Source organism: Variovorax sp. LG9.2 (assembly GCF_035018885.1).
Classification (GTDB): Bacteria; Pseudomonadota; Gammaproteobacteria; order Burkholderiales; family Burkholderiaceae_C; genus Variovorax.
In genome coordinates, this window is the sequence record NZ_JASJXB010000004.1 from 246856 (window position 1) to 266177 (window position 19322).

At 65.4% G+C, this 19322-nt stretch carries 19 protein-coding genes; 5 read left to right on the forward strand and 14 right to left on the reverse strand.

Translation table 11 applies throughout. The features are described 5' to 3' along the window. Positions 1 to 4: 4 nt before the first annotated feature. The 6 genes from QN413_RS06380 to QN413_RS06405 are packed head-to-tail and all read right to left on the reverse strand — an operon-like array spanning position 5 to position 7348. The gene (locus QN413_RS06380) at positions 5 to 1507 is read right to left on the reverse strand and encodes an MmgE/PrpD family protein (protein WP_323495773.1); all 1503 of its coding nucleotides are present in this window, start codon (positions 1505 to 1507) and stop codon (positions 5 to 7) included. Positions 1508 to 1559: 52 nt separating this feature from the next. Continuing rightward, positions 1560 to 2357 carry an enoyl-CoA hydratase/isomerase family protein gene (locus tag QN413_RS06385; RefSeq protein WP_323495774.1) on the reverse strand — a complete coding sequence of 266 codons (798 nt, stop codon included), beginning with the start codon at positions 2355 to 2357 and terminating at the stop codon, positions 1560 to 1562. Beyond that, entirely contained in the window at positions 2354 to 2869 is a 516-nt protein-coding gene (locus QN413_RS06390) for a DinB family protein (protein WP_323495775.1), read from the reverse strand. Before QN413_RS06390 ends, QN413_RS06385 begins: the two co-directional genes overlap by 4 nt. A 7-nt stretch (positions 2870 to 2876) precedes the next feature. Next, positions 2877 to 4505 carry a carboxyl transferase domain-containing protein gene (locus QN413_RS06395; RefSeq protein WP_323495776.1) on the reverse strand — a complete coding sequence of 543 codons (1629 nt, stop codon included), beginning with the start codon at positions 4503 to 4505 and terminating at the stop codon, positions 2877 to 2879. Beyond that, positions 4502 to 6166 (reverse strand): AMP-binding protein, encoded by a 1665-nt coding sequence (locus QN413_RS06400; protein WP_323495777.1) that lies wholly within the window; start codon positions 6164 to 6166, stop codon positions 4502 to 4504. The genes QN413_RS06395 and QN413_RS06400 overlap by 4 nt, the downstream gene beginning before the upstream one ends. A gap of 9 nt (positions 6167 to 6175) precedes the next feature. Continuing rightward, positions 6176 to 7348, reverse strand: coding sequence for an isovaleryl-CoA dehydrogenase (locus QN413_RS06405; RefSeq protein WP_323495778.1), 1173 nt, complete (start codon positions 7346 to 7348; stop codon positions 6176 to 6178). A gap of 96 nt (positions 7349 to 7444) precedes the next feature. Between QN413_RS06405 and QN413_RS06410 the strand changes: the two genes are divergently transcribed. Further along, positions 7445 to 8509, forward strand: a complete 1065-nt coding sequence (locus QN413_RS06410) for an AraC family transcriptional regulator (protein WP_323495779.1) — start codon at positions 7445 to 7447, stop codon at positions 8507 to 8509. Between the two features lie 24 nt (positions 8510 to 8533). Here the strand turns inward: QN413_RS06410 and QN413_RS06415 are convergent, their stop codons facing one another. The 8 genes from QN413_RS06415 to QN413_RS06450 all read right to left on the reverse strand — a co-directional run bounded on the left by QN413_RS06415 (position 8534) and on the right by QN413_RS06450 (position 14979). Further along, positions 8534 to 8866: a thioredoxin family protein gene (locus tag QN413_RS06415; RefSeq protein ID WP_323495780.1), complete on the reverse strand. Its 333-nt coding sequence runs from the start codon at positions 8864 to 8866 to the stop codon at positions 8534 to 8536. A gap of 55 nt (positions 8867 to 8921) precedes the next feature. Beyond that, positions 8922 to 9620 (reverse strand): HAD family phosphatase, encoded by a 699-nt coding sequence (locus tag QN413_RS06420; RefSeq protein WP_323495781.1) that lies wholly within the window; start codon positions 9618 to 9620, stop codon positions 8922 to 8924. Positions 9621 to 9634: 14 nt separating this feature from the next. Then, positions 9635 to 10054 carry a YchJ family protein gene (locus QN413_RS06425; RefSeq protein WP_323495782.1) on the reverse strand — a complete coding sequence of 140 codons (420 nt, stop codon included), beginning with the start codon at positions 10052 to 10054 and terminating at the stop codon, positions 9635 to 9637. Between the two features lie 67 nt (positions 10055 to 10121). After that, positions 10122 to 11252 carry an acyl-CoA dehydrogenase family protein gene (locus tag QN413_RS06430; RefSeq protein WP_323495783.1) on the reverse strand — a complete coding sequence of 377 codons (1131 nt, stop codon included), beginning with the start codon at positions 11250 to 11252 and terminating at the stop codon, positions 10122 to 10124. A 19-nt stretch (positions 11253 to 11271) separates the two neighbouring features. After that, positions 11272 to 12528, reverse strand: a complete 1257-nt coding sequence (locus QN413_RS06435) for a glutamate carboxypeptidase (RefSeq protein WP_323495784.1) — start codon at positions 12526 to 12528, stop codon at positions 11272 to 11274. Further along, positions 12529 to 13713, reverse strand: a complete 1185-nt coding sequence (locus QN413_RS06440) for an acetyl-CoA C-acyltransferase (RefSeq protein ID WP_323495785.1) — start codon at positions 13711 to 13713, stop codon at positions 12529 to 12531. A gap of 120 nt (positions 13714 to 13833) precedes the next feature. Further along, positions 13834 to 14544: a carbonate dehydratase gene (gene can / locus QN413_RS06445; protein ID WP_323495786.1), complete on the reverse strand. Its 711-nt coding sequence runs from the start codon at positions 14542 to 14544 to the stop codon at positions 13834 to 13836. Positions 14545 to 14583: 39 nt separating this feature from the next. Then, a complete protein-coding gene (locus QN413_RS06450; protein ID WP_323495787.1) occupies positions 14584 to 14979 on the reverse strand; it encodes a MerR family DNA-binding transcriptional regulator in 396 nt (131 codons plus the stop codon). Positions 14980 to 15076: 97 nt separating this feature from the next. Here QN413_RS06450 and QN413_RS06455 point away from each other — a divergent pair, with 97 nt between their 5' ends. The 4 genes from QN413_RS06455 to QN413_RS06470 all read left to right on the forward strand — a co-directional run bounded on the left by QN413_RS06455 (position 15077) and on the right by QN413_RS06470 (position 19317). Continuing rightward, positions 15077 to 16147, forward strand: coding sequence for an MBL fold metallo-hydrolase (locus tag QN413_RS06455; RefSeq protein WP_323495788.1), 1071 nt, complete (start codon positions 15077 to 15079; stop codon positions 16145 to 16147). 32 nt (positions 16148 to 16179) lie between these two features. Continuing rightward, complete coding sequence (locus QN413_RS06460; RefSeq protein WP_323495789.1) at positions 16180 to 17526, forward strand: leucine-rich repeat-containing protein kinase family protein; 1347 nt, start codon at positions 16180 to 16182, stop codon at positions 17524 to 17526. Next, positions 17523 to 18422 carry a pseudouridine synthase gene (locus QN413_RS06465; protein WP_323495790.1) on the forward strand — a complete coding sequence of 300 codons (900 nt, stop codon included), beginning with the start codon at positions 17523 to 17525 and terminating at the stop codon, positions 18420 to 18422. The genes QN413_RS06460 and QN413_RS06465 overlap by 4 nt, the downstream gene beginning before the upstream one ends. A 124-nt stretch (positions 18423 to 18546) precedes the next feature. After that, a complete protein-coding gene (locus tag QN413_RS06470) occupies positions 18547 to 19317 on the forward strand; it encodes an SDR family oxidoreductase (protein WP_323495791.1) in 771 nt (256 codons plus the stop codon). Positions 19318 to 19322 lie beyond the last annotated feature (5 nt).

A 19322-nucleotide genomic window follows, 5' to 3' on the forward strand; every position in this document is an offset into this window, starting at 1 on the left:
CCCGTCACGCTGCCGCAGCGGCGCGCCCAATGTCGCCGGCATCGGCCAAGTCCCAGGCTTTCCAGCACAACGCCATCAGTTGGCGGCTGCGTTCCGGGGCCAGGATGCCGTCGGTCAAACCGGTGAACTTGTCCTCCAGCTGGGCATCGGACATAGGATGGTCCTGACTGCCCACGGCGTGCTCGATGAACTGGTGCAACTTACGGCCGTCGGTGAGCGTCACGGTCATATCGACCTGGTCCGGCTTGATCGCGTTGTCGACGCTCACCGCCACTTTGTTGCGCACCGCCAGCACCGTCGGATCGTTGACGGCCGAGTCCCTGAACGCCTGGTCGCCGCCCCGCCCCGTCACCAGTGCCACGGCGACAGCGTGATAGACGCTGAACTTGCCTTCGAGGCCGGTGCGCGGTTCCGTCTTGCCCATCAGGTTGAGCACCAGCGGATGCGCCTTCAGTTCCACCGACGCGATCTGCTCGGGCTTGAGCGCATGGGCCGCGCGCAACTGGATCGCCGCATCGATGGCGGGATGCGCCACGATGCCGCACGCGAAGGGCTTGTAAGTGTTGAGCGCCAGCTCGTAACGCTCGCCCAATCCCCCGGTGACCTGGGTCCAGTCATGGCGCGTGCTCATGGCTTGGCCCCAGCCATCGAAACCCTCGATGGCGACTTCAGAGGCGGTGAAGCCTTGTTCTGCCAGCAGTGCCGACAGCATCCCGTTCTGCGCCGCCTTGCCAGGATGAAAACTCTTGGTGTCGGAACCGAACTGCACCTTGAGACCGACCGGTTGCGACGCGGCGTTGCCGAGCGCCCAAGCCATGCGTTTTTCGTCGAGCTTGAGCAGGCGCCCGATGGCGGCAGCAGCGCCGAACACGCCGGTGGTGCCGGTGATGTGCCAGCCCATCGCATAGTGTTCGGGATAGACAGCGTTGCCCATGCGGCATTCGATCTCGCAGCCCAGCACCAGCGCGTTCATGAAGTCGGCGCCGGAAACCGGCCGGTATTCGGCAAAGGCCGTCAACGCCGAAGCGACCGGACCGGCCGGATGGATGATGGTTTTCAGGTGCGTGTCGTCGTAGTCGAGCACGTGCGAGCTGATGCCGTTGACCAGTGCGGCCTGCATCGCGTCCAGACGTTCTGTTCGACCGAACAGGCTGGCCTGCGGCGGACCGGAGAACGGCTTGAGCGCCGCCGCTGCATGCGTGGGCGCATTCTGCTGCGAGCCGCCGACCGCGCAACCGACCCAGTTCAGCAGCGTCCGAGTCGCCTCCTTGCGCACCGCTGCCGGTATCTGGTCGACCGTGGCTGTTGCGGCGTAGCGCGCCAGGATGTGCGTCACCGGCGATGCCGCCGGACCCTTGGGCGCCGCGCTCAATGTCGGCGCGGGGGCTGGCGCCGGGACGCCCGTCGACGCTGCGGCCGGCTGGGCGCGCGATGTCGAAGCGGCCAAGCCGGTGAGCAATGCGGTACCGGATGCAAGCAGCAACTGGCGTCGGTCTTTCAAGATCATGCGATGTTCCCTAGGGCGTTTGATGTCATCGAGTGGGCGATGCTCACTTGCATCAGGCTTTGGCTTCGAGCCACGACGGTTTGCGCTTTTGCAGAAAAGCCTGCACGCCCTCGCGCCCCTCTTCGCTGGCGCGAATATCGGCGATGCACTCGACGGTTTTGGCGATCAGCGCAGCGTCGATGTCACGACCCGCCACGTCGGCGATCAGTTGCTTGCCGGCGCGCACGGCGGCCGGGCTGGCGCTGAGCAAGGCCTTGAGCAACTCGTCGACCTTGGCGTCGAGCGCATCGGCCGCCACCACCTCGTGCACGAAGCCGATGCGATGCGCCTCGGCGGCCGTGAAGCGCTCGGCCGTCAAGAAGTAACGCTGCGCCGCGCGCGTCCCCATGGCGCGAATCACGTAGGGGCTGATGGTCGCGGGGATCAGGCCGATCTTCACTTCGCTCAGGCAGTACCAAGCCGTGTCCACGCTCACCGCCATGTCGCAAGCCGCGACCAGCCCCATGCCGCCGGCGTACACATCGCCCTGCACCCGCGCGATGGTCGGCTTGGGGCACTCGGCGATCACGCGCAACATCTCGGCCAACTTGCCGGCATCGGTGACGTTTTCATCGCGCGAGTAGTCGGCCATGCGGCGCATCCAGTTCAGGTTGGCGCCGGCGCAAAACGCCGGTCCGTTGGCGCCGAGGACGATGGCCTTGACGTTCGCCATCGCGCCGGCTTCGGCGAAAGCTTGCGTCAGCTCGGCGATCACGGTGTCGTCGAAAGCGTTGCGCGTGTCGGGCTGGTCGAGCCAGATGCGGGCGATGGGGCCGTCCGTCGTGAGGGTCAGTTTGGTGAAATCGTTCATCTGCGCTGTTTCGCCTCGATTTGCAGAAGATGGGCCCAGTCGAGCGACGGGCCGGGATGACCCATCGCCGTCACGCCCGCAGTGAGCTGGCCGCGGTGGTGGGTTGCGTGGTTGAAAACGTGACCAAGGGCCGGCGCGTAAGGAATGCACACAGCCTCGCCGTCGGTACGGGTGTACACGAGATCACCGTCCAGACGCGTGGCATCCATCGTCTCCGCCCATGGCGCCCAACGGTCCACCGCAGCCGCCAGCGCGGCGCAGAGCTCGGCTCGCTCGGTGTGCAATTCGGCATCGAGCGCGATGCGCAGCGCTGTGCTTTCTGCGAAGCGCGCGTACCAGATCGTGTCGGCCACCAGCAGGTGGTTCACGGTGCGGTGCACAGAGCCGAAGAACAGGCGCAAGTCGCGATGCCACTCGTCATCGCTCAGTCGCGCGAGGTCGTCCGCCAACAGCTTGTGGGCGGCCCACGCGTGGTAGCGCGCGAGCTGGATGAAGTAGTCCGGGAGCCGCATTGCGAGACTACATCCGGAAGATGCCGAACTTCGGTTCCGGTATCGGCGCATTGCGCGACGCCGCCAGCCCGAGGGCAAGCACACGCCGCGTATCCGCCGGATCGATGATCCCGTCGTCCCAGATGCGCGCCGTCGCATAGTAGGGATGGCCCTGCACTTCGTATTGCTGGCGCAGCGGTGCCTTGAAGGCTTCTTCTTCGTCGGCGCTCCATGTGCCGCCTTTGGCTTCGATGCCGTCGCGCTTGACGGTCGCCAGCACGCTCGCGGCTTGCTCGCCGCCCATCACGCTGATGCGCGCGTTCGGCCACATCCACAGGAAGCGTGGCGAGTAGGCGCGGCCGCACATGCCGTAGTTTCCCGCGCCGAAACTGCCGCCGATGATGATGGTGAACTTGGGCACGTTGGCCGTTGCAACGGCCGTGACCATCTTGGCGCCGTGGCGCGCGATGCCTTCGTTCTCGTACTTGCGGCCGACCATGAAGCCGGTGATGTTCTGCAGGAAGACGATCGGCGTCTTGCGGTGGCAGCACAGCTCGATGAAGTGCGCACCCTTCTGCGCCGACTCGCTGAACAGGATGCCGTTGTTGGCGATGATGCCGACGGGCATCCCTTCGATCTCGGCGAAGCCGCAGACCAACGTCGCGCCGAAGCGCTGCTTGAACTCGTGGAACTCGCTGCCGTCGACCACGCGCGCGATGATCTCGCGCACGTCGAAAGGCTTGCGCGTGTCGGTCGGGATGACACCGTAAAGCTCTTCTCGCGGGAAGTCGGGCGCACGCGGCGTGGCCGGTTCGGGCATTGCAGGCCGCGCCGCTTTGGCATTCAAATTAGCCACCGCCGACCGCGCCAGCGCCAGCGCATGCAGGTCGTTCTGCGCCAGATGATCGACCACGCCCGACAGCCGCGTGTGCACATCACCACCGCCCAGGTCTTCGGCCGTCACGACCTCGCCGGTCGCGGCCTTCACCAGCGGCGGGCCACCCAGAAAGATCGTGCCCTGGTTCTTCACGATGATGGATTCGTCGCTCATTGCCGGCACGTAGGCGCCGCCCGCGGTGCACGAACCCATGACCACGGCGATCTGCGGAATGCCCTGCGCGCTCATCTGCGCCTGGTTGTAGAAGATGCGGCCGAAGTGATCGCGATCGGGGAACACCTCGTCCTGGTTCGGCAGGTTGGCGCCGCCGGAATCGACCAGGTAGATGCACGGCAAGTGGTTTTGCTCGGCGATCTCCTGCGCGCGCAGATGCTTCTTCACCGTCAGCGGATAGTAGGTGCCGCCCTTCACTGTCGCGTCGTTGCAAACCACCATGCAGTCGATGCCGGCGACGCGGCCGATGCCGGCGATGAGGCCTGCGCCGGGGGCGGACTCGTTGCCCTTGGCGTCGAGGTACATGCCGTACGCGGCAAGCGGTGCGATCTCCAGGAACGGCGTGCCGGGATCGAGCAGTTCAGCGACGCGATCGCGTGGCAGCAACTTGCCGCGCGCGACGTGCTTGGCGCGAGCGGCTTCTCCACCGCCGGCCTCGACTTTGGCGAACTGTGCGTGCAGGTCGTCGACCAATGCGCGCATCGCGACGGCGTTGGCCTGAAAGTCGGCGGAACGGGCGTTGAGTTTGGTTTCTAGCTTGCTCATGCGGTCTTCTCTTCGTTGAGGCCGAGGCGCTCTTTCATCTCATCGCGGATCTTGAACTTCTGGATCTTGCCGGTGACGGTCATCGGGAACTCGGTGACGAACTGGATGTACTTGGGCACCTTGTAGTGCGCGATCTGGCCTTTGCAGAAGTCGCGGATCTCGTCTTCGGTCGCGCTCTGGTTCGGCTTCACGATGACCCACGCGCACAGCTCTTCGCCGTAGCGCTTGTCGGGCAGGCCGACGACCTGCACGTCCTGCACCTTCGGGTGCCGGTACAGAAACTCTTCGATCTCGCGCGGGTAGATGTTCTCGCCGCCGCGGATCACCAGGTCCTTGATGCGACCGACGATGTTGACGTAGCCCTCGTCGTCCATCACGGCCAGATCACCGGTATGCATCCAGTGTTCGGCGTCGACGGCTTCGCGGGTGCGGGGTTCGTCTTCCCAATAGCTGTGCATCACCGAATAGCCGCGTGTCAGGAACTCACCTGACATGCCGCGCGGTACCGTCGCGCCGGTCTCCGGATCGATGATCTTGACTTCGATGTGCGGCTGCACCGTGCCCACAGTCGAAACGCGCTTGTCTTGCGGCGTGTCGGTGCTGCTCTGGCAACTCACCGGGCTGGTTTCGGTCATGCCGTAGGCGATGGTGATTTCGCCCAGGTGCATCTGGTCGACCACGCGCTTCATGACTTCGGTCGGGCACGGCGAGCCGGCCATGATGCCGGTGCGCAAGGTCGACAGGTCGAACTCGGCGAAGCGCGGATGGTCGAGCTCGGCGATGAACATCGTCGGCACGCCGTGCAGGCCGGTGCACTTTTCAGCCTGAACGGTTTCAAGCACCGTGAGCGGATCGAAGCCGTCGTTCGGATAGACGATCGTCGAGCCGTGAGTCAGCGCCGCCAGGTTGCCCAGCACCATGCCGAAGCAGTGGTACAGCGGAACCGGAATGCACAGCCGGTCGTGCGGACTGAGCTTCATGCACTCGCCGATGAAGAAGCCGTTGTTCAGGATGTTGCGGTGCGTGAGCGTCGCGCCCTTGGGGAAGCCGGTGGTACCGCTGGTGAACTGAACGTTGATCGGATCCGTAGCCTTCAACGTCTCGGCGATCTGCGCGATGCGCGGGTCGTCGGGGTTACCGCTGGCGAGCAGGGCTGAGAAGCGCTGCATGCCGGGTTGATCGGCATCGCTTGACTTGTCGATCCACACGGTGTGCTTCAGCAATGGCAGCCTGGCTGACCCAAGTTCGCGCAGCATGCCGAGGTAGTCGCTGGTCTTGAATTGCGCCATCGTGACCAGCGCCTTCACGCCGACCTTGTTGAGCGCGTATTCCAACTCCGACGTGCGGTACGCCGGGTTGATGTTGACCAGGATGAGCCCGACCTTGGCAGTCGCGATCTGCATCAGCACCCACGGCACGTTGTTGTGCGACCAGATGCCGATGCGGTCGCCCGGCACCAGGCCGAGGTTCAGCAGCGCGCTGGCGAGGCGGTTCGATTCGGTCTGCAGTTCGCGGTAGCTGAAGCGCCGGGCTTCGTGACGGCTGACCAGGGCTTCGTGGTCGGGTTGCGAAGCGACCATGTTGTCGAGGAACGCGCCGATGGGCTGCTCGATCAGCGGGACATCGGTCGCGCCTTTTGCATAACTCAGGTTCGATGTCATGGCCCGCCCTCAGGAGGTCTCTGCGAACAACTCGCGCCCAATCAGCATTCGCCGCACTTCACTCGTCCCCGCGCCGATCTCATACAGCTTCGCGTCGCGCCACAACCGCTCCACCGGAAAGTCCTTCGTGTACCCCACGCCGCCCAGCGCCTGGATCGCCTCGCCGGCCATCCACGTCGCCTTCTCGGCCGAATACAGAATCGCGCCGGCCGCATCCTTGCGAAAGGTGCGCGCGTGCTCGTTGCGGTCGCAGGCCTTGCCGACCGCATAGACGTAGGCGCGCGTGGCCTGCCAGGTCGAGTACATGTCGGCCAGCTTGCCCTGCATCAACTGGAACTCGCCGATGCTCTGGCCGAACTGCTTGCGGTCGTGGATGAAGGGCAGCACCGCGTCCATGCACGCAGCCATGATGCCGAGTGGGCCGCCGGACAGCACCGCACGCTCGTAGTCGAGGCCGCTCATCAGCACCTTGGCGCCCATGCCTTCGCCGCCCAGCACGTTCTCGGCGGGCACTTCGCAGTTGTCGAAGAACAGCGGGTAGGTGTTGCTGCCGCGCATGCCCAGCTTGTCGAGCTTGGTGCCGGCGCTGAACCCCTTGAAGTTCTTCTCGACGATGAAGGCCGTCATGCCGCGGGCGCCCATCTCGGGCTCGGTCTTGCCGTAGATAACCAGCGTGTCGGCGTCGCCGCCGTTGGTGATCCACATCTTGCCGCCGTTGAGCACGTAGTAGCCGTCCTTCTTCTCGGCCCTGAGCTTCATGCTGATGACGTCGGAGCCAGCGTTGGGCTCGCTCATCGCCAGCGCGCCGACGTGCTCGCCGCTCACCAGCTTGGGCAGGTACTTGTTCTTTTGAAAGTCGGTCCCGTTGCGGTGGATCTGGTTCACGCACAGGTTGGAGTGCGCGCCATAAGAGAGGCCAACGGACGCCGACGCGCGCGAGACTTCCTCCATCGCAACGATGTGCGCGAGGTAGCCGAGTTCGGTGCCGCCGTATTGCTCTTTGACCGTCATGCCGTGCAGGCCGAGAGCGCCGAGCTTTTGCCACAGGTCGTGTGGAAAAAGGTTCTCGCTGTCGATGGCCGCGGCGCGCGGCGCGATTTCTGCGGCGGCGAACGTCTGGATGGCGTCGCGCAGCGAATCGATGGTGTCGCCCAGGTCGAAATTGAGGCCGGGATCGTGCATGGGGTTTGTCTCCTGTGACACCGCAGCTTACGCCCGCACGATCCTCAATTGGCGCCACAATGGTTGCAAATCGTGCCACATGAAGGCATCCATACCATGTCCTCCCCTTCGTTCCTGAGCCCCGCCCGCGCCGCCACGCCGATGGCTTTCGTGCGAGCGATCGTACGAGGCTACGAGCGCTATGGCGTCGACTCGGCGGGCGCCCTGCGCGCGGCACAGATCGCGCCGCGCGATGTCGCCAGACCAGGTGCCCGCGTCACGGCAGTGCAGTTCGAAACGCTCAACGCGCACGCGATGCAGGAGCTCGACGACGAAGCGCTGGGATGGTTCACCCGCAAGCTGCCCTGGGGTAGCTACGGCATGCTGTGCCGTGCCTCGCTGGGCTCGCCCGACTTGGGCCTGGCCATCAAGCGCTGGTGCCGTCACCATCGGCTGTTGACCGACGACATCGCGCTCGACCTGCAGGTAACGGGCGGCGTGGCGACCTTGTCGATCACCGAACAGCGGCCGCTCGACAAGGCGTTCCGCGAGTTCTGCCTGGTGTCGAGCCTGCGCTTCCTGCATGGCTACGCTTGCTGGGCGATCGACTCGCGCATCTCGCTGCGCCACGCGACCTTCCCTTTCGCAGCGCCATCCCACCGCGACGCCTACGCGTTGATGTTCGCTGGCGACGTGCGGTTCGATGCGGCCCGTGCCAGCTACAGCTTCGACGAGCGCTACCTTGCGTTGCCCCTGCAACGCGACGAGCGCGCGCTGCGCACCATGCTCAAGCGTGCGCTCCCGCTGACGGTGCTGCAGTACCGGCGCGACCGCCTGCTGGGACAGCGCGTGCGCGAGCTGATGCGCGGGCCGGCCGATAGTGAAGCGGGATCGCACGCTACGGCGCCGCGTGCTGCATCGAACACCGCCGACGCGCTGGCATCTGCGCTCAACGTATCGGCCCGCACCTTGCATCGCCAGTTGAAGGACGAAGGCACGTCGCTGCAGTCGATCAAGAACGAGGTGCGTCGCGACGAGGCGCAACGGCAATTGCGCCGCACGACAAAGCCGATCAAGCAGATCGCGCTGGCAGTGGGCTTTCGCAACGAGAAAAGCTTCGCGCGCGCGTTCCGCGACTGGACCGGCATGACACCGGGAGCGTTTCGGCGACCCGCCGAATAGTCGGATTACTCCGTCCTGATGTCTTCAGGCGATCGGGTCGATGCCGGCGAGCGCGTCGGCGATCGGTTGCGCCTCGGTCGGCCGCACCAGTCGCGCCACTTCGCGTCCGTCCTGCAGAAAGATCAGCGTCGGCCAAAGCCGGACGTTGAACGAGCGGCCGAGAGGCCGGCCGCTGCCGTCTTCGACCTTGATGTGTTCGACATGCGGATGGCCGGCGAACGCTTCGACGATGACGGGCTGCGCCGCCTTGCAGATGCCGCACCAGTTGGTGCCGAACTCGACGACCGCAGCGCCCTTCAGCGCATCGATGGCGGTGCGCTCGGGTTGTTGGGTCTGGTAGGCGGAGGGGGTGGTCATGACGTTCCTTTCTGGCAACGAACTCATTGCACCAGAAAGGCGGGGGCTCCGCACGTCAGCGGGGCGCCCGCCAGGCGGCCAGCACATCGGGTAATTGCGACATGTCGGTGAACACCACGCTGGCGCCGACGGCGCGCATCGCGTCGGGGTCGCTGTGGCCGAGCCCCGCCATGCCGGGCGGGCTGTAGCCGAACACCGTGGCACCGGCCGCTACGCCCGCGGTCACGCCGGTGACGGTGTCTTCGACGACGGCGCAGCGGACCGAGTCGGCGCCCAGCGCGGCGGCCGCCGCCAGGTAGACATCCGGAAACGGCTTGCTGCGCGGCGTGTCGTGGCCGCTGAAGACGCGGCCGGCAAAGAAGTCGTGCAGACCGACCTTGACCAGCTGGAACTCGACCTTGTGCAGATCGGCCCCTGAAGCGCAGGCGATACGCCCGCCCGCCAGCGCATGCACCCGTCGCACAGCATCGACCGCGCCGGGGATGGCGAGCAGATCGGCATGCAGCGCGATGTTGCGGCGCTCGCGAAAGCCGGAGAGCCATTCAGGTGTGATGGCGAAACCGGTGCGCGCCTCGATCAGCGCGGCTTCATCCCTGACGGCCTTGCCAGTGAAAGTCCGCATCGATTCTTCGGTGCTGAGCTTCCAGCCCAGCTCGCCCAGCATTTCGGCGAGCACGCGATTGGTGATGGGCTCGGAGTCGACCAGCACGCCGTCGCAGTCGAACAGCACCGCATCGAAGGGGAGGTCACTCATGGAGCGATGACCGATCAGTACCGCGTGCCGTCGACGTAGTACCAGCGCTCTTCCTCGCGAACGAAGCGGCTGCGCTCGTGCAAACGGGTGGCGACGCCGGCAGCGTCGCGCTGGCGCGCCACGAACTCGACTTCGGCATGGTCAGCGTCGAGCACGGAGCGCGAGCGCACGTCGAGTCCGAGCCATTTGACGCCGGGCTCGAAGGTGACTTGCGACGGCCGGTGGCCCTGCGCCCACGTGGCGAGCAGGTAGTCGGCGCGTTCGTTGACGAAGGCGGTGTAGCGCGAGCGCATGAGCGATTCGGCGTCGGGCGCGGGCGTGATGTCGAAGTCGTCGAGGTAGCGCCCGCAGCACAGGGCGTAGGTAAACGGCTTCTCGCGGCGGTCGCGACGGCCGCAAGGACAGGGGGCGGGAGGGGGCGTGGTGGCGCTCATGAGGTCCTCCATTGGAACACCCCGCGCACCCTGCTCGCCAGCCACCCCGTCGGGCACCCGTTAAAGCTCAGGCCAATGCCCGCTGGATGATCAGCTTCTGGATGTCCGAGGTGCCTTCGTAAATCTGGCAAACGCGCACGTCGCGGTAGATGCGTTCCAGAGGAAAGTCGTTCACATAGCCGTAACCGCCGAGCGTCTGGATGGCCGCGCTACAGACTTTTTCGGCCATTTCGCTGGCGAAGAGCTTGGCCATCGCGGCTTCTTTCAGGCACGGCAGGCCGGCGTCGCGCAGGCTCGCTGCGTGCCAGATGAGCTGGCGCGCGGCTTCGAGCTGCGTGGCACATTCGGCCAGCCGAAAGCCCACGGCCTGCTGTTGGAAGATGCTGCCGCCAAAGGCCTGGCGATCCTTGGCATAGGCCAGCGCCACGTCGAACGCGCTGCGCGCCATGCCGACGCTCTGCGCGGCAATGCCGATACGGCCACCTTCGAGCCCGCCCAACGCGATCTTGTAGCCCTCGCCTTCTTGCCCGATGAGGTTTTCAGCCGGGATGCGGCAGCCGTCGAAATTGATCTGCGCCGTGTCGCTGGAGTGCTGGCCGAGCTTTTCTTCGAGCCGCGCGACGTTGTAGCCCGGCGCATCGGTCGGCACGATGAACGCGCTCATGCCGCGCTTGCCGGCACCCCTGTCGGTGACCGCGATGACGATGGCCAGCTGGCCGTTCTTGCCGCTGGTGATGAATTGCTTGACGCCGTCGATCACGTAGCCGTGGGCATCCTTGCGCGCGGTGGTGCGCAGGCTCGACGCGTCGCTGCCAGCCTGCGGCTCCGTCAGGCAAAAGGCGCCGAGCATGTGGCCCTGCGCCAGTGGCTGCAGCCACTTCTTTTTTTGCTGCGCGTTGCCGTAGCGCATGAGGATGGCGTTGACCGGGCAATTGGTCACGCTGATGGCCGTGCTGGTGCCGCCATCGCCAGCCGCGATTTCTTCGAGCACCAATGCCAGCGTGACGTAGTCGAGCCCGGCGCCGCCGTCTTCTTCGGGCACGCAGATGCCGTAGGCGCCGAGTGCGGCGAGGCCGGCGTGCGCCGCCTTGGGGAACGCGTGCTCGCGGTCCCATGCAGGCGCGTGCGGCCACAGTTCGGCCTGCGAAAAATCGCGTACCGCGTCGCGGATCGCTTCCTGGTCGGGGGTCAGCAGCATGTCGTGTCTCCGAGATCTGTTATTTGCCCGCGCCGAGATCCATGATCATCCGCGCGGTCATGTAGAGCCGACGCGGAATGGCGTCGATCATCACGTACTCGGCCTTGTCGCTGTGATACCCGGAGCCTGGCAGTCCCATGCTCTCGATCACCGGCTTGCCCGACAGCGCTGCGTAGGCCGCATCGGTGCCGCCGCCGGTACGCTCTTCGATTTCGACCATGCCGCCAGCTTCACGATAGAAGCCGGCAGCCTTTTCGACCAGCTTCCTGCCGCCCTCGCCCGCGTTGAACGCCGGGCGGCCGCGGGTGACGACGATTTCAACCTCGGAGCCGGACACCTTCTTGTTCTGCGCCCGCTCTTCGAGCGTCTTCATCGCCGCTTCGAAATCTTCGTTGCGCGCATAGCGCACGTCGGCATTCAGCGTGGCGCTGTCGGGGATGACGTTATTGACGGTGCCGGCCTTGGCGATGGTCCAGTTGAAGCGAAGGCCTTTGGATTTGTCGTCGATGTCCATCGTGCGCAGCACCAGGTCCGATGCCTCGACCAGCGCGTTGACACCCGCTTCTGGCGCCTCGCCCGCGTGCGAGGTCTTGCCCTTGATGTTGGCCTGCACATAGGCGATGCCCGAGGTGCCGAGCGTCATCTTTTCGACCTCGGCGCTGGTCGGCTCGAACGACAGCACGTAGTCGGCCAGCCGCGCCTCCTGCTCGATCAACTCGCGCGACCCGAAGGAGCCTTTTTCTTCGTCGGTATTGAATAGCACGGTGATGATGCCGTAGTCGCGCACGCCATAGTCCTTCAGCAGTTTGAGCGTGTGCAGGATGACAGCGGTGCCGCCCTTGTCGTCGGCGATGCCGGGGCCATAAGCGCGCGCGCCTTCGAGGCGAAACGGCGACTTGGCCAAAGTGCCTTTCGGGTAGACGGTGTCCATGTGCGAGAGCAGCAGAAGGTTCTTGCCGCCCTTGCCTTTCAGCTTGCCGACGAGGTTGTCACCGACCACGCCAGCGGCCGCCTTGCTGCGCGTCACGCTGAAACCCAGCGCTTTCAGTTCGCCTTCGAGCAGATTGCCGACCGCGGCGATGCCCTGGGCATCACCCGTGCCGGTCTCGATGTTGACCAGGCGCTGCAAGGTCTTGAGCACAGCCTGCTGCTCTGCCGTGGCGGCATCGAACAGTACGTTGTCTCGCCTCTGCGCGAACGCCGTTGTCTGCACGAACACGCCCGCAAGCACGATGGCGAGGATGGCGACCAGGCTTCGCTTCAAGCACGAACCCATTCAGATCAGTTCGATCGCGACCGCGGTGCCTTCACCGCCGCCAATGCACAGCGTCGCGACGCCGCGCTTCTTGCCGCGCGATTGCAGCGCATGGATGAGCGTGACCATGATGCGAGCGCCGCTCGCGCCGATCGGGTGGCCCAGCGCGCAGGCGCCGCCGTGCACGTTGACGATGTCATGCGCGACGTCGAGCTCTTTCATGAGCGCCATCGGCACCACGGCGAAGGCCTCGTTCACTTCCCACAGATCGACGTCTTTCACGCCCCAGCCGGTCTTCTTGAAAAGCTTGGCGACAGCACCGACTGGTGCGGTCGAGAACCACTCGGGTTGCTGTGCATGGGTCGCGTGACCGACCAGCCGTGCGATCGGCCTGGCGCCGATCTTCTTTGCATGTGACTCGGTCATCATGACCAGCGCCGCAGCGCCGTCGTTGATCGAAGAGCTGGATGCGGCGGTGATGGTGCCGCCGTCTTTCTTGAAGGCCGGCTTGAGCGTGGCGATCTTGTCGAGCTTGACCTTGCCCGGGCCTTCGTCGATGGCGACGATCGTTTCACCGCTGCGGCCCTTGACCGTTACCGGTGTGATCTCGGCCTTGAACAAGCCATCGGCCGTGGCGTGGCGCGCGCGCTCCACGCTGGCGGTGGCGAAGGCATCCTGCTGCTCTCGGGTGAAGTTGTACTTGGCTGCGCAGTCTTCACCGAAGGTGCCCATCGAGCGACCCGGCTGGTAGGCGTCTTCCAGGCCGTCGAGCATCATGTGGTCGAAGATGCGGTCGTGGCCCATGCGGTAGCCGCCACGACCCTTGAGCATCAGGTAGGGCGCATTGGTCATGCTCTCCATGCCGCCCGCGACCATGACGTCGTGCGTGCCGGCCAGCAGCATGTCGTGCGCGAACATCGCGGCCTTCATGGCCGAGCCGCACATCTTGCTGAGCGTGACGGCCCCCGCGCTATCGGGCAGGCCGCCCTTGTAGGCCGCCTGGCGTGCCGGTGCCTGGCCTTGGCCAGCCATCAGGCAGTTGCCGAAGAGCACTTCACCGACCGTGGCGGCGTCGATGCCGGCGCGCTCGACAGCTGCCTTGATGGCGGCACCACCAAGATCGTGCGCGGCGAGTGAAGAAAAGTCGCCTTGAAAGGCGCCCATGGGGGTGCGGGCGGCGCCGACGATGACGATGGATTCGGACATGAGGATCTCCTTGGAGGAACGGCCAGCCAGCCGCGGGTTTATGGATCGAGTAACAGGCCGCGTCGCGCTGATCGGCAGGATGAGGTCAGCCGAAAGAGCGCGAGTGCGTCGGCCGGCGGATCAGCCGGTCGCCTTGGCCGTGTCGGGCGCCGGCGCAGTGCTGGTCTCCGGCGGCCTGCTCCACTTGTAGCGAATACGCTGCACCGCAGCGCGGTACTGATTGTCGAGTGGCTTGCTGCCGTCGACGTCGAAGCCCAGGTCTTGCAGCAAGCCGTCGTGCACGCCGAAGGTCCAGCCATGCACCCGCACCGACTGGCCGCGGCTCCAGGCGTCGACCATCACGGTGCTGACCGACACGTTGACCACCTGCTCGGCGACGTTGAGTTCGCACAGCGCATCGGCCCGGACTTCCGGCGGAAAGGTTTCGAGCATCACGCGGTGCCGGTCGCGCACGTCCTGGATGTGGCGGATCCAGTTATCGGCAATGCCGATGCGCGCGCCCTCCAGCGCGGCCTGTACGCCCGAGCAACCGTAGTGACCCACCACCATGATGTGCTCGACCTTCAGACGCTCCACGGCGAACTGGATCGCCGACAGCGCGTTCAGGTCGGAGTGGACGACGATGTTGGCGACGTTGCGGTGCACGAAAACCTCGCCCGGCTCCAGCCCGGTGATCTGGTTGGCCGGCACCCGGCTGTCGGAGCAGCCGATCCACATGTAGCGTGGCGTCTGCTGCTTCACCAGGCCGGTGAAAAAGCCGGGCCGGTCGCGTTCCATTTGTGCAGCCCAGGACCGGTTGTGGGCAAAGAGGTCTTCGAGTGATTCAGGCATGGCGATATTGTGGCTAAGGTAAGGGTTCAACGGGAAGGTTCAGCGGCCAGGAACTTTGCGGGAACGTGCCAGGGTGGCCCGCGCTTTTTTCTCGTGGGCACGCACTTCTTCGAGGTTGGCCTGCAGCTCACCCAGTTGCGCTTCGAGCTGCTCCCGGTGGCTGCCGAGCACACCCAGGAACTTTTCGAGTTGCGCCTCGGTGTCGCGCGGGCTGTCGTACATGTCGAGAATGTCTTTGGCCTCCGTCAGGCTCAGGCCCAGGCGCTTGGCGCGCAGCGTGAGCGTGAGCCGGGCCCGGTCGCGCGCGCTGTAGATGCGTTGCAAGCCGGAGCGCCCCGGTGCGAGCAGGCCCAGGTCCTCGTAGAAGCGGATGGCTCGCGTCGTGAGGTCGAACTCCTTGGCGAGCTCGCTGATGGTGAAGGTCTGCGTCGGCATGAAGAGAAAAGGACGTTCCGGCGGCGACAGCGGGATGGTCGCGCACTGCCTACAATGTGGCGTCACATCATGACGTTTACGTAAACGTCAATCTTACATGAACCTCCTAGAACGCGAACTCCATTACACCCTGGGCGACACCCTCCCCGAAGTCGGCGAGGCGCTCGCAGTGGCGCCCGGCGTGCGTTGGATTCGCATGACGCTGCCCTTCGCGCTCAATCACATCAACCTCTGGCTGCTGCGCGATTCCATCGACGGGGTCGAGGGCTGGACGGTGGTCGATTGCTGCATCGCTCGGGACGAGTCCCGCGCGCAGTGGGAGCAGATCTTCGAGACGCAGTTGCAGGGTATGCCGATCCTGCGCGTCATCGTCACGCACATGCACCCCGACCACATCGGTCTGGCCGACTTCATCTGCAAGCGCTGGAACGCGCCGCTCTGGATCAGCGCCACCGACTACAACGTGGCCCGCTTGCTCACGAGCAAAACCAGCAGCGACAGCGGTGCCGGCGGCGACATGGCGGCTGACTTTCTCGTCATGCATGGCGTGACGAATGCCGAAGTCATCGCGGAGATTCGCAGTCGCAACAGCTACTACGCCGACATGGTGCCCGCCGTGCCGGACACCTACGTGCGGATGATGGACGGCGACACCGTGATGATCGGCGGGCACGCATGGCGCTGCATCAGCGGTTACGGCCACGCGCCCGAACACATCGCGCTGTACTGCGCCGACCTCAACCTGCTGATCGGCGGCGACATGATGCTGCCACGCATCTCGACCAACGTCAGCGTGCATGCGGGCGAGCCGGAAGCCAACTCGCTGCGGCTCTTTCTCGACAGCATCGTCAAGTTCAACGTCCTGCCGGCCGACGCGCTCGGCCTGCCTTCGCACGGCAAGCCGTTCACCGGCATTCATCGCCGTGTGGAGCAGTTGCAGGAGCACCATCGCGACCGGCTGGCCGAACTGATGGAGGGGTGCGCGGAGCGTCCGCTGAGCGCGGCCGAGGGCATGCTCATCATGTTCAAGCGCGAGCTCGATTCGCACCAGATGACCTTCGCGATGGGCGAGACGGTGGCGCATCTGAACATGCTGATGTTCGAAGGACAGCTCAAGCGCACGCGCGGTGCCGACGGCGTCTACCGCTTCGGGCTTCCGACCACTTGAGTCCGCGCAACGCAGCCACCTAAACTCGCGGCATGGACATGCTTGCTCAGTTGCGCGCGGGCCGGCTGGCAGGTGCGCAGCGGCTGGCTTTGTCGTGCGGACTCACCGAGTTTCCGCGCGAGATTTTTGCGCTTGCCGATTCGCTCGAAGTGCTCGACCTGTCGGGCAATGCGCTCGATTCGCTGCCCGACGACCTCGGGCGGCTGCACAAGCTGCGGGTGCTCTTCTGCTCGAACAACCGCTTCACGACGTTGCCGGAATCGATCGGGCAATGCAGTCAGCTCGACATCGTCGGCTTCAAGGCGAACCGCATTCGAAAGGTGCCCTCGCATGCGCTACCCCCCTCGCTGCGTTGGCTGATCCTGACGGACAACGCGATCGAGGCACTGCCCGCTTCGGTCGGCGCCTGCGCCCGCATGCAGAAGCTGATGCTGGCGGGCAACCGATTGAGCGCGTTGCCCGATTCGATGGCGTCGCTGCAAAACCTGGAGCTGCTGCGCATCTCGGCCAATGCGTTCGAGACGGTGCCGTCGTGGCTGCTCTCGCTGCCGCGCCTGTCGTGGCTGGCTGTTAGCGGCAATCCATTCTGCGAGCGTGCCGAGCATGACGTGGCGGCGAGCACTGCCATCCCGCAGGTCGACTGGCGCCGCCTGGCGCTGGGTGCCAAGCTCGGTGAAGGCGCATCGGGCGTGATCTACCAGGCCGCGCTCGGCGGCCAAGACGGTGAGCGCAACGACGGTGAAGGCAACGACCGAAAGCGACCCGTCGCGGTCAAGCTCTTCAAGGGCGCAGTCACCAGCGACGGCTGGCCGCACAGCGAGATGGCCGCCTCGCTCGCCGCCGGCTCGCACCCCAATCTCGTTTCGGCACAGGGGCAGATTACCGGGCACCCGGATGGCACCGACGGGTTGCTGATGGCGCTGGTAGATCCGGCGTATCGCAACCTCGCTGGTCCCCCCAGCTTCGCTTCCTGTACGCGGGATGTGTATTCACCAGATGCCAAGTGGTCGCTGCCGGCCGCGCACCGGATGGCACGGGGCATCGCGTCGGCGATGGCGCATCTGCACGCGCACGGCATCGTGCATGGCGACCTGTACGCGCACAACATCCTGTTCGAGGCTGATGGCACGGCGCTGCTCGGCGACTTCGGCGCAGCGGCCATGACCGGCAGTCTGGGTGTGGCGCAATCTCTCGCGCTGCAACGACTGGAGGTGCGCGCCTTCGGCTGCCTGCTCGAAGAGCTGGCGGAACGATGCGATGCGGCCGGCCCCTTGCCCGACGGCTTGCAGACGCTTGCAACACGTTGCTTGCAGCCCGACATCGGCGCGCGGCCGTCGTTCAGCGAACTGGAAACAGCACTCGCCGGGGCGAGCATGTGAAGCCCGCACTACCGCTGCCCACGCGCGACGGCGTCGGCCCGAGTTGTGTCGGTTTGCCGACCGGCCCGTGGCCGACCATCACCGACTTTCTGGTCGAGCGTTTTCCGGCCATCGACCGCGCGACATGGATCGGGCGAATGAACGCCGGGACCGTCGTCGACGAGCACGGAGAGCGAGTCACGGCCGACCGGCACTACCAGGCACCGCTGCGCGTCTACTACTACCGCACGCTCGATGCAGAGCCCCGTATTCCGTTCGACGAGGCGGTGCTGTTCCATGACGAACACCTTGTCGTCGCCGACAAGCCGCCCTTTTTGCCGGTCACGCCGGGCGGCAAGTTCCTGCAAGAGAGCCTTCTGGTCCGGCTCAAGCGCAAGCTGGGAATCGACGATCTGGCGCCATTGCACCGCATCGACCGCGGCACGGCGGGGCTGGTGTTGTTCTCTGTGCAGCCGCAGACGCGCGCCGCGTACACGAGCCTGTTCGCCGATCGCGCGGTCGAAAAGCGATACGAGGCAATCGTGACGTGGCCCGCAGGCGCATCGGTGCCAAGCGTGTATCGCAGCCAGCTGGTGGACGACGACGACCACTTCATGCGCGTGAAAGAAGTCGAAGGCGAGCCGAATTCCGAGACACATCTATCACTGCGCGAAGTGCGTGGCGAGCGCGCTTTGCTCGACCTCGCCCCCGTCACCGGCCGCAAGCACCAGCTACGGGTGCATTGCATGGCGCTGGGCGTGCCGATCGTCGGCGACCCGATCTACCCGACGCTGATGCCGGCGGACAGCGACGACTTCGACAAACCGCTGCAACTGCTCGCGAAATCCGTCGCCTTCCGCGATCCGGTGACTGGCGAGCCCCGACGCTTCGAAAGCCCGCGCGCGCTGGCGCTTTGAACGACGAGAACGACGCCCGAAACGGGGTCTCGGGGGAGCGCTCTGGCGCCAAGGTGACGCGCCAGCGCCGCATCGCGCACTAAGCTTTGCCGGCAAATTTTTCAAACAAGTTCAGGAGACATCAATGGACACCAGCAACCTCTTTTCGCTCAAAGGGCGCACCGCGCTCATCACCGGCGGCTCGCGCGGCATCGGCCGCATGATCGCCGAGGGCTATCTGGCTCAGGGCGCACGCGTCTATATCTCGGCGCGCAAAGCAGCGGCTTGCGACCAGACCGCCAAGGAGCTTTCGGCCTTCGGCACCTGCATTTCGCTGCCCGCCGATGTGTCGACGCTGGCCGGCGCGCAGGCGCTGGTCGATGCCTACGCCAAGCATGAAAGTTCGCTCGACATCCTGGTCAACAACGCCGGCGCTGCCTGGGGCGCGCCTTATGACGAGTTCCCGGAGAGCGGCTGGGACAAGGTGGTCGATCTCAACCTGAAGGCGCCGTTCTTTCTGACGCAGGCCCTGACACCGATGCTGAAGAAGGCTGCGACCGACCACTTGGCGAAGGTGATCAACATCGCGTCGATCGACGGCATTTCGGTCAACCCGCAGGAGACGTATTCGTACGCGGCGAGCAAAGCCGGCCTGATCCAGTTGACGCGCCGCATGGCATTGCGGCTCGCTCAAGACCGCATCGTGGTGAGCGCGATCGCGCCGGGCGCGTTTGCATCGGACATGAACAAGGATGCGCGTGACCACGGAGACGAGGTGAAGGGGCGCATCCCGGCCGGTCGCATCGGCACGCCGGAAGACATGGCGGGCGCTGCGATTTATCTGGCCTCGCGCGCGGGCGACTACGTGATGGGATCGACCCTCGTCGTCGACGGCGGCGTCACTCACGCCCGGTAGCCATA

Bases quoted from the DNA above. Each gene is read 5' to 3' on its own strand.
- QN413_RS06380 (WP_323495773.1), bottom strand. From the start codon at position 1,507: ATGATCTTGAAAGACCGACGCCAGTTGCTGCTTGCATCCGGTACCGCA.
- QN413_RS06385 (WP_323495774.1), bottom strand. From the start codon at position 2,357: ATGAACGATTTCACCAAACTGACCCTCACGACGGACGGCCCCATCGCC.
- QN413_RS06390 (WP_323495775.1), bottom strand. From the start codon at position 2,869: ATGCGGCTCCCGGACTACTTCATCCAGCTCGCGCGCTACCACGCGTGG.
- QN413_RS06395 (WP_323495776.1), bottom strand. From the start codon at position 4,505: ATGAGCAAGCTAGAAACCAAACTCAACGCCCGTTCCGCCGACTTTCAG.
- QN413_RS06400 (WP_323495777.1), bottom strand. From the start codon at position 6,166: ATGACATCGAACCTGAGTTATGCAAAAGGCGCGACCGATGTCCCGCTG.
- QN413_RS06405 (WP_323495778.1), bottom strand. From the start codon at position 7,348: ATGCACGATCCCGGCCTCAATTTCGACCTGGGCGACACCATCGATTCG.
- QN413_RS06410 (WP_323495779.1), top strand. From the start codon at position 7,445: ATGTCCTCCCCTTCGTTCCTGAGCCCCGCCCGCGCCGCCACGCCGATG.
- QN413_RS06415 (WP_323495780.1), bottom strand. From the start codon at position 8,866: ATGACCACCCCCTCCGCCTACCAGACCCAACAACCCGAGCGCACCGCC.
- QN413_RS06420 (WP_323495781.1), bottom strand. From the start codon at position 9,620: ATGAGTGACCTCCCCTTCGATGCGGTGCTGTTCGACTGCGACGGCGTG.
- QN413_RS06425 (WP_323495782.1), bottom strand. From the start codon at position 10,054: ATGAGCGCCACCACGCCCCCTCCCGCCCCCTGTCCTTGCGGCCGTCGC.
- QN413_RS06430 (WP_323495783.1), bottom strand. From the start codon at position 11,252: ATGCTGCTGACCCCCGACCAGGAAGCGATCCGCGACGCGGTACGCGAT.
- QN413_RS06435 (WP_323495784.1), bottom strand. From the start codon at position 12,528: ATGGGTTCGTGCTTGAAGCGAAGCCTGGTCGCCATCCTCGCCATCGTG.
- QN413_RS06440 (WP_323495785.1), bottom strand. From the start codon at position 13,713: ATGTCCGAATCCATCGTCATCGTCGGCGCCGCCCGCACCCCCATGGGC.
- can (WP_323495786.1), bottom strand. From the start codon at position 14,544: ATGCCTGAATCACTCGAAGACCTCTTTGCCCACAACCGGTCCTGGGCT.
- QN413_RS06450 (WP_323495787.1), bottom strand. From the start codon at position 14,979: ATGCCGACGCAGACCTTCACCATCAGCGAGCTCGCCAAGGAGTTCGAC.
- QN413_RS06455 (WP_323495788.1), top strand. From the start codon at position 15,077: ATGAACCTCCTAGAACGCGAACTCCATTACACCCTGGGCGACACCCTC.
- QN413_RS06460 (WP_323495789.1), top strand. From the start codon at position 16,180: ATGGACATGCTTGCTCAGTTGCGCGCGGGCCGGCTGGCAGGTGCGCAG.
- QN413_RS06470 (WP_323495791.1), top strand. From the start codon at position 18,547: ATGGACACCAGCAACCTCTTTTCGCTCAAAGGGCGCACCGCGCTCATC.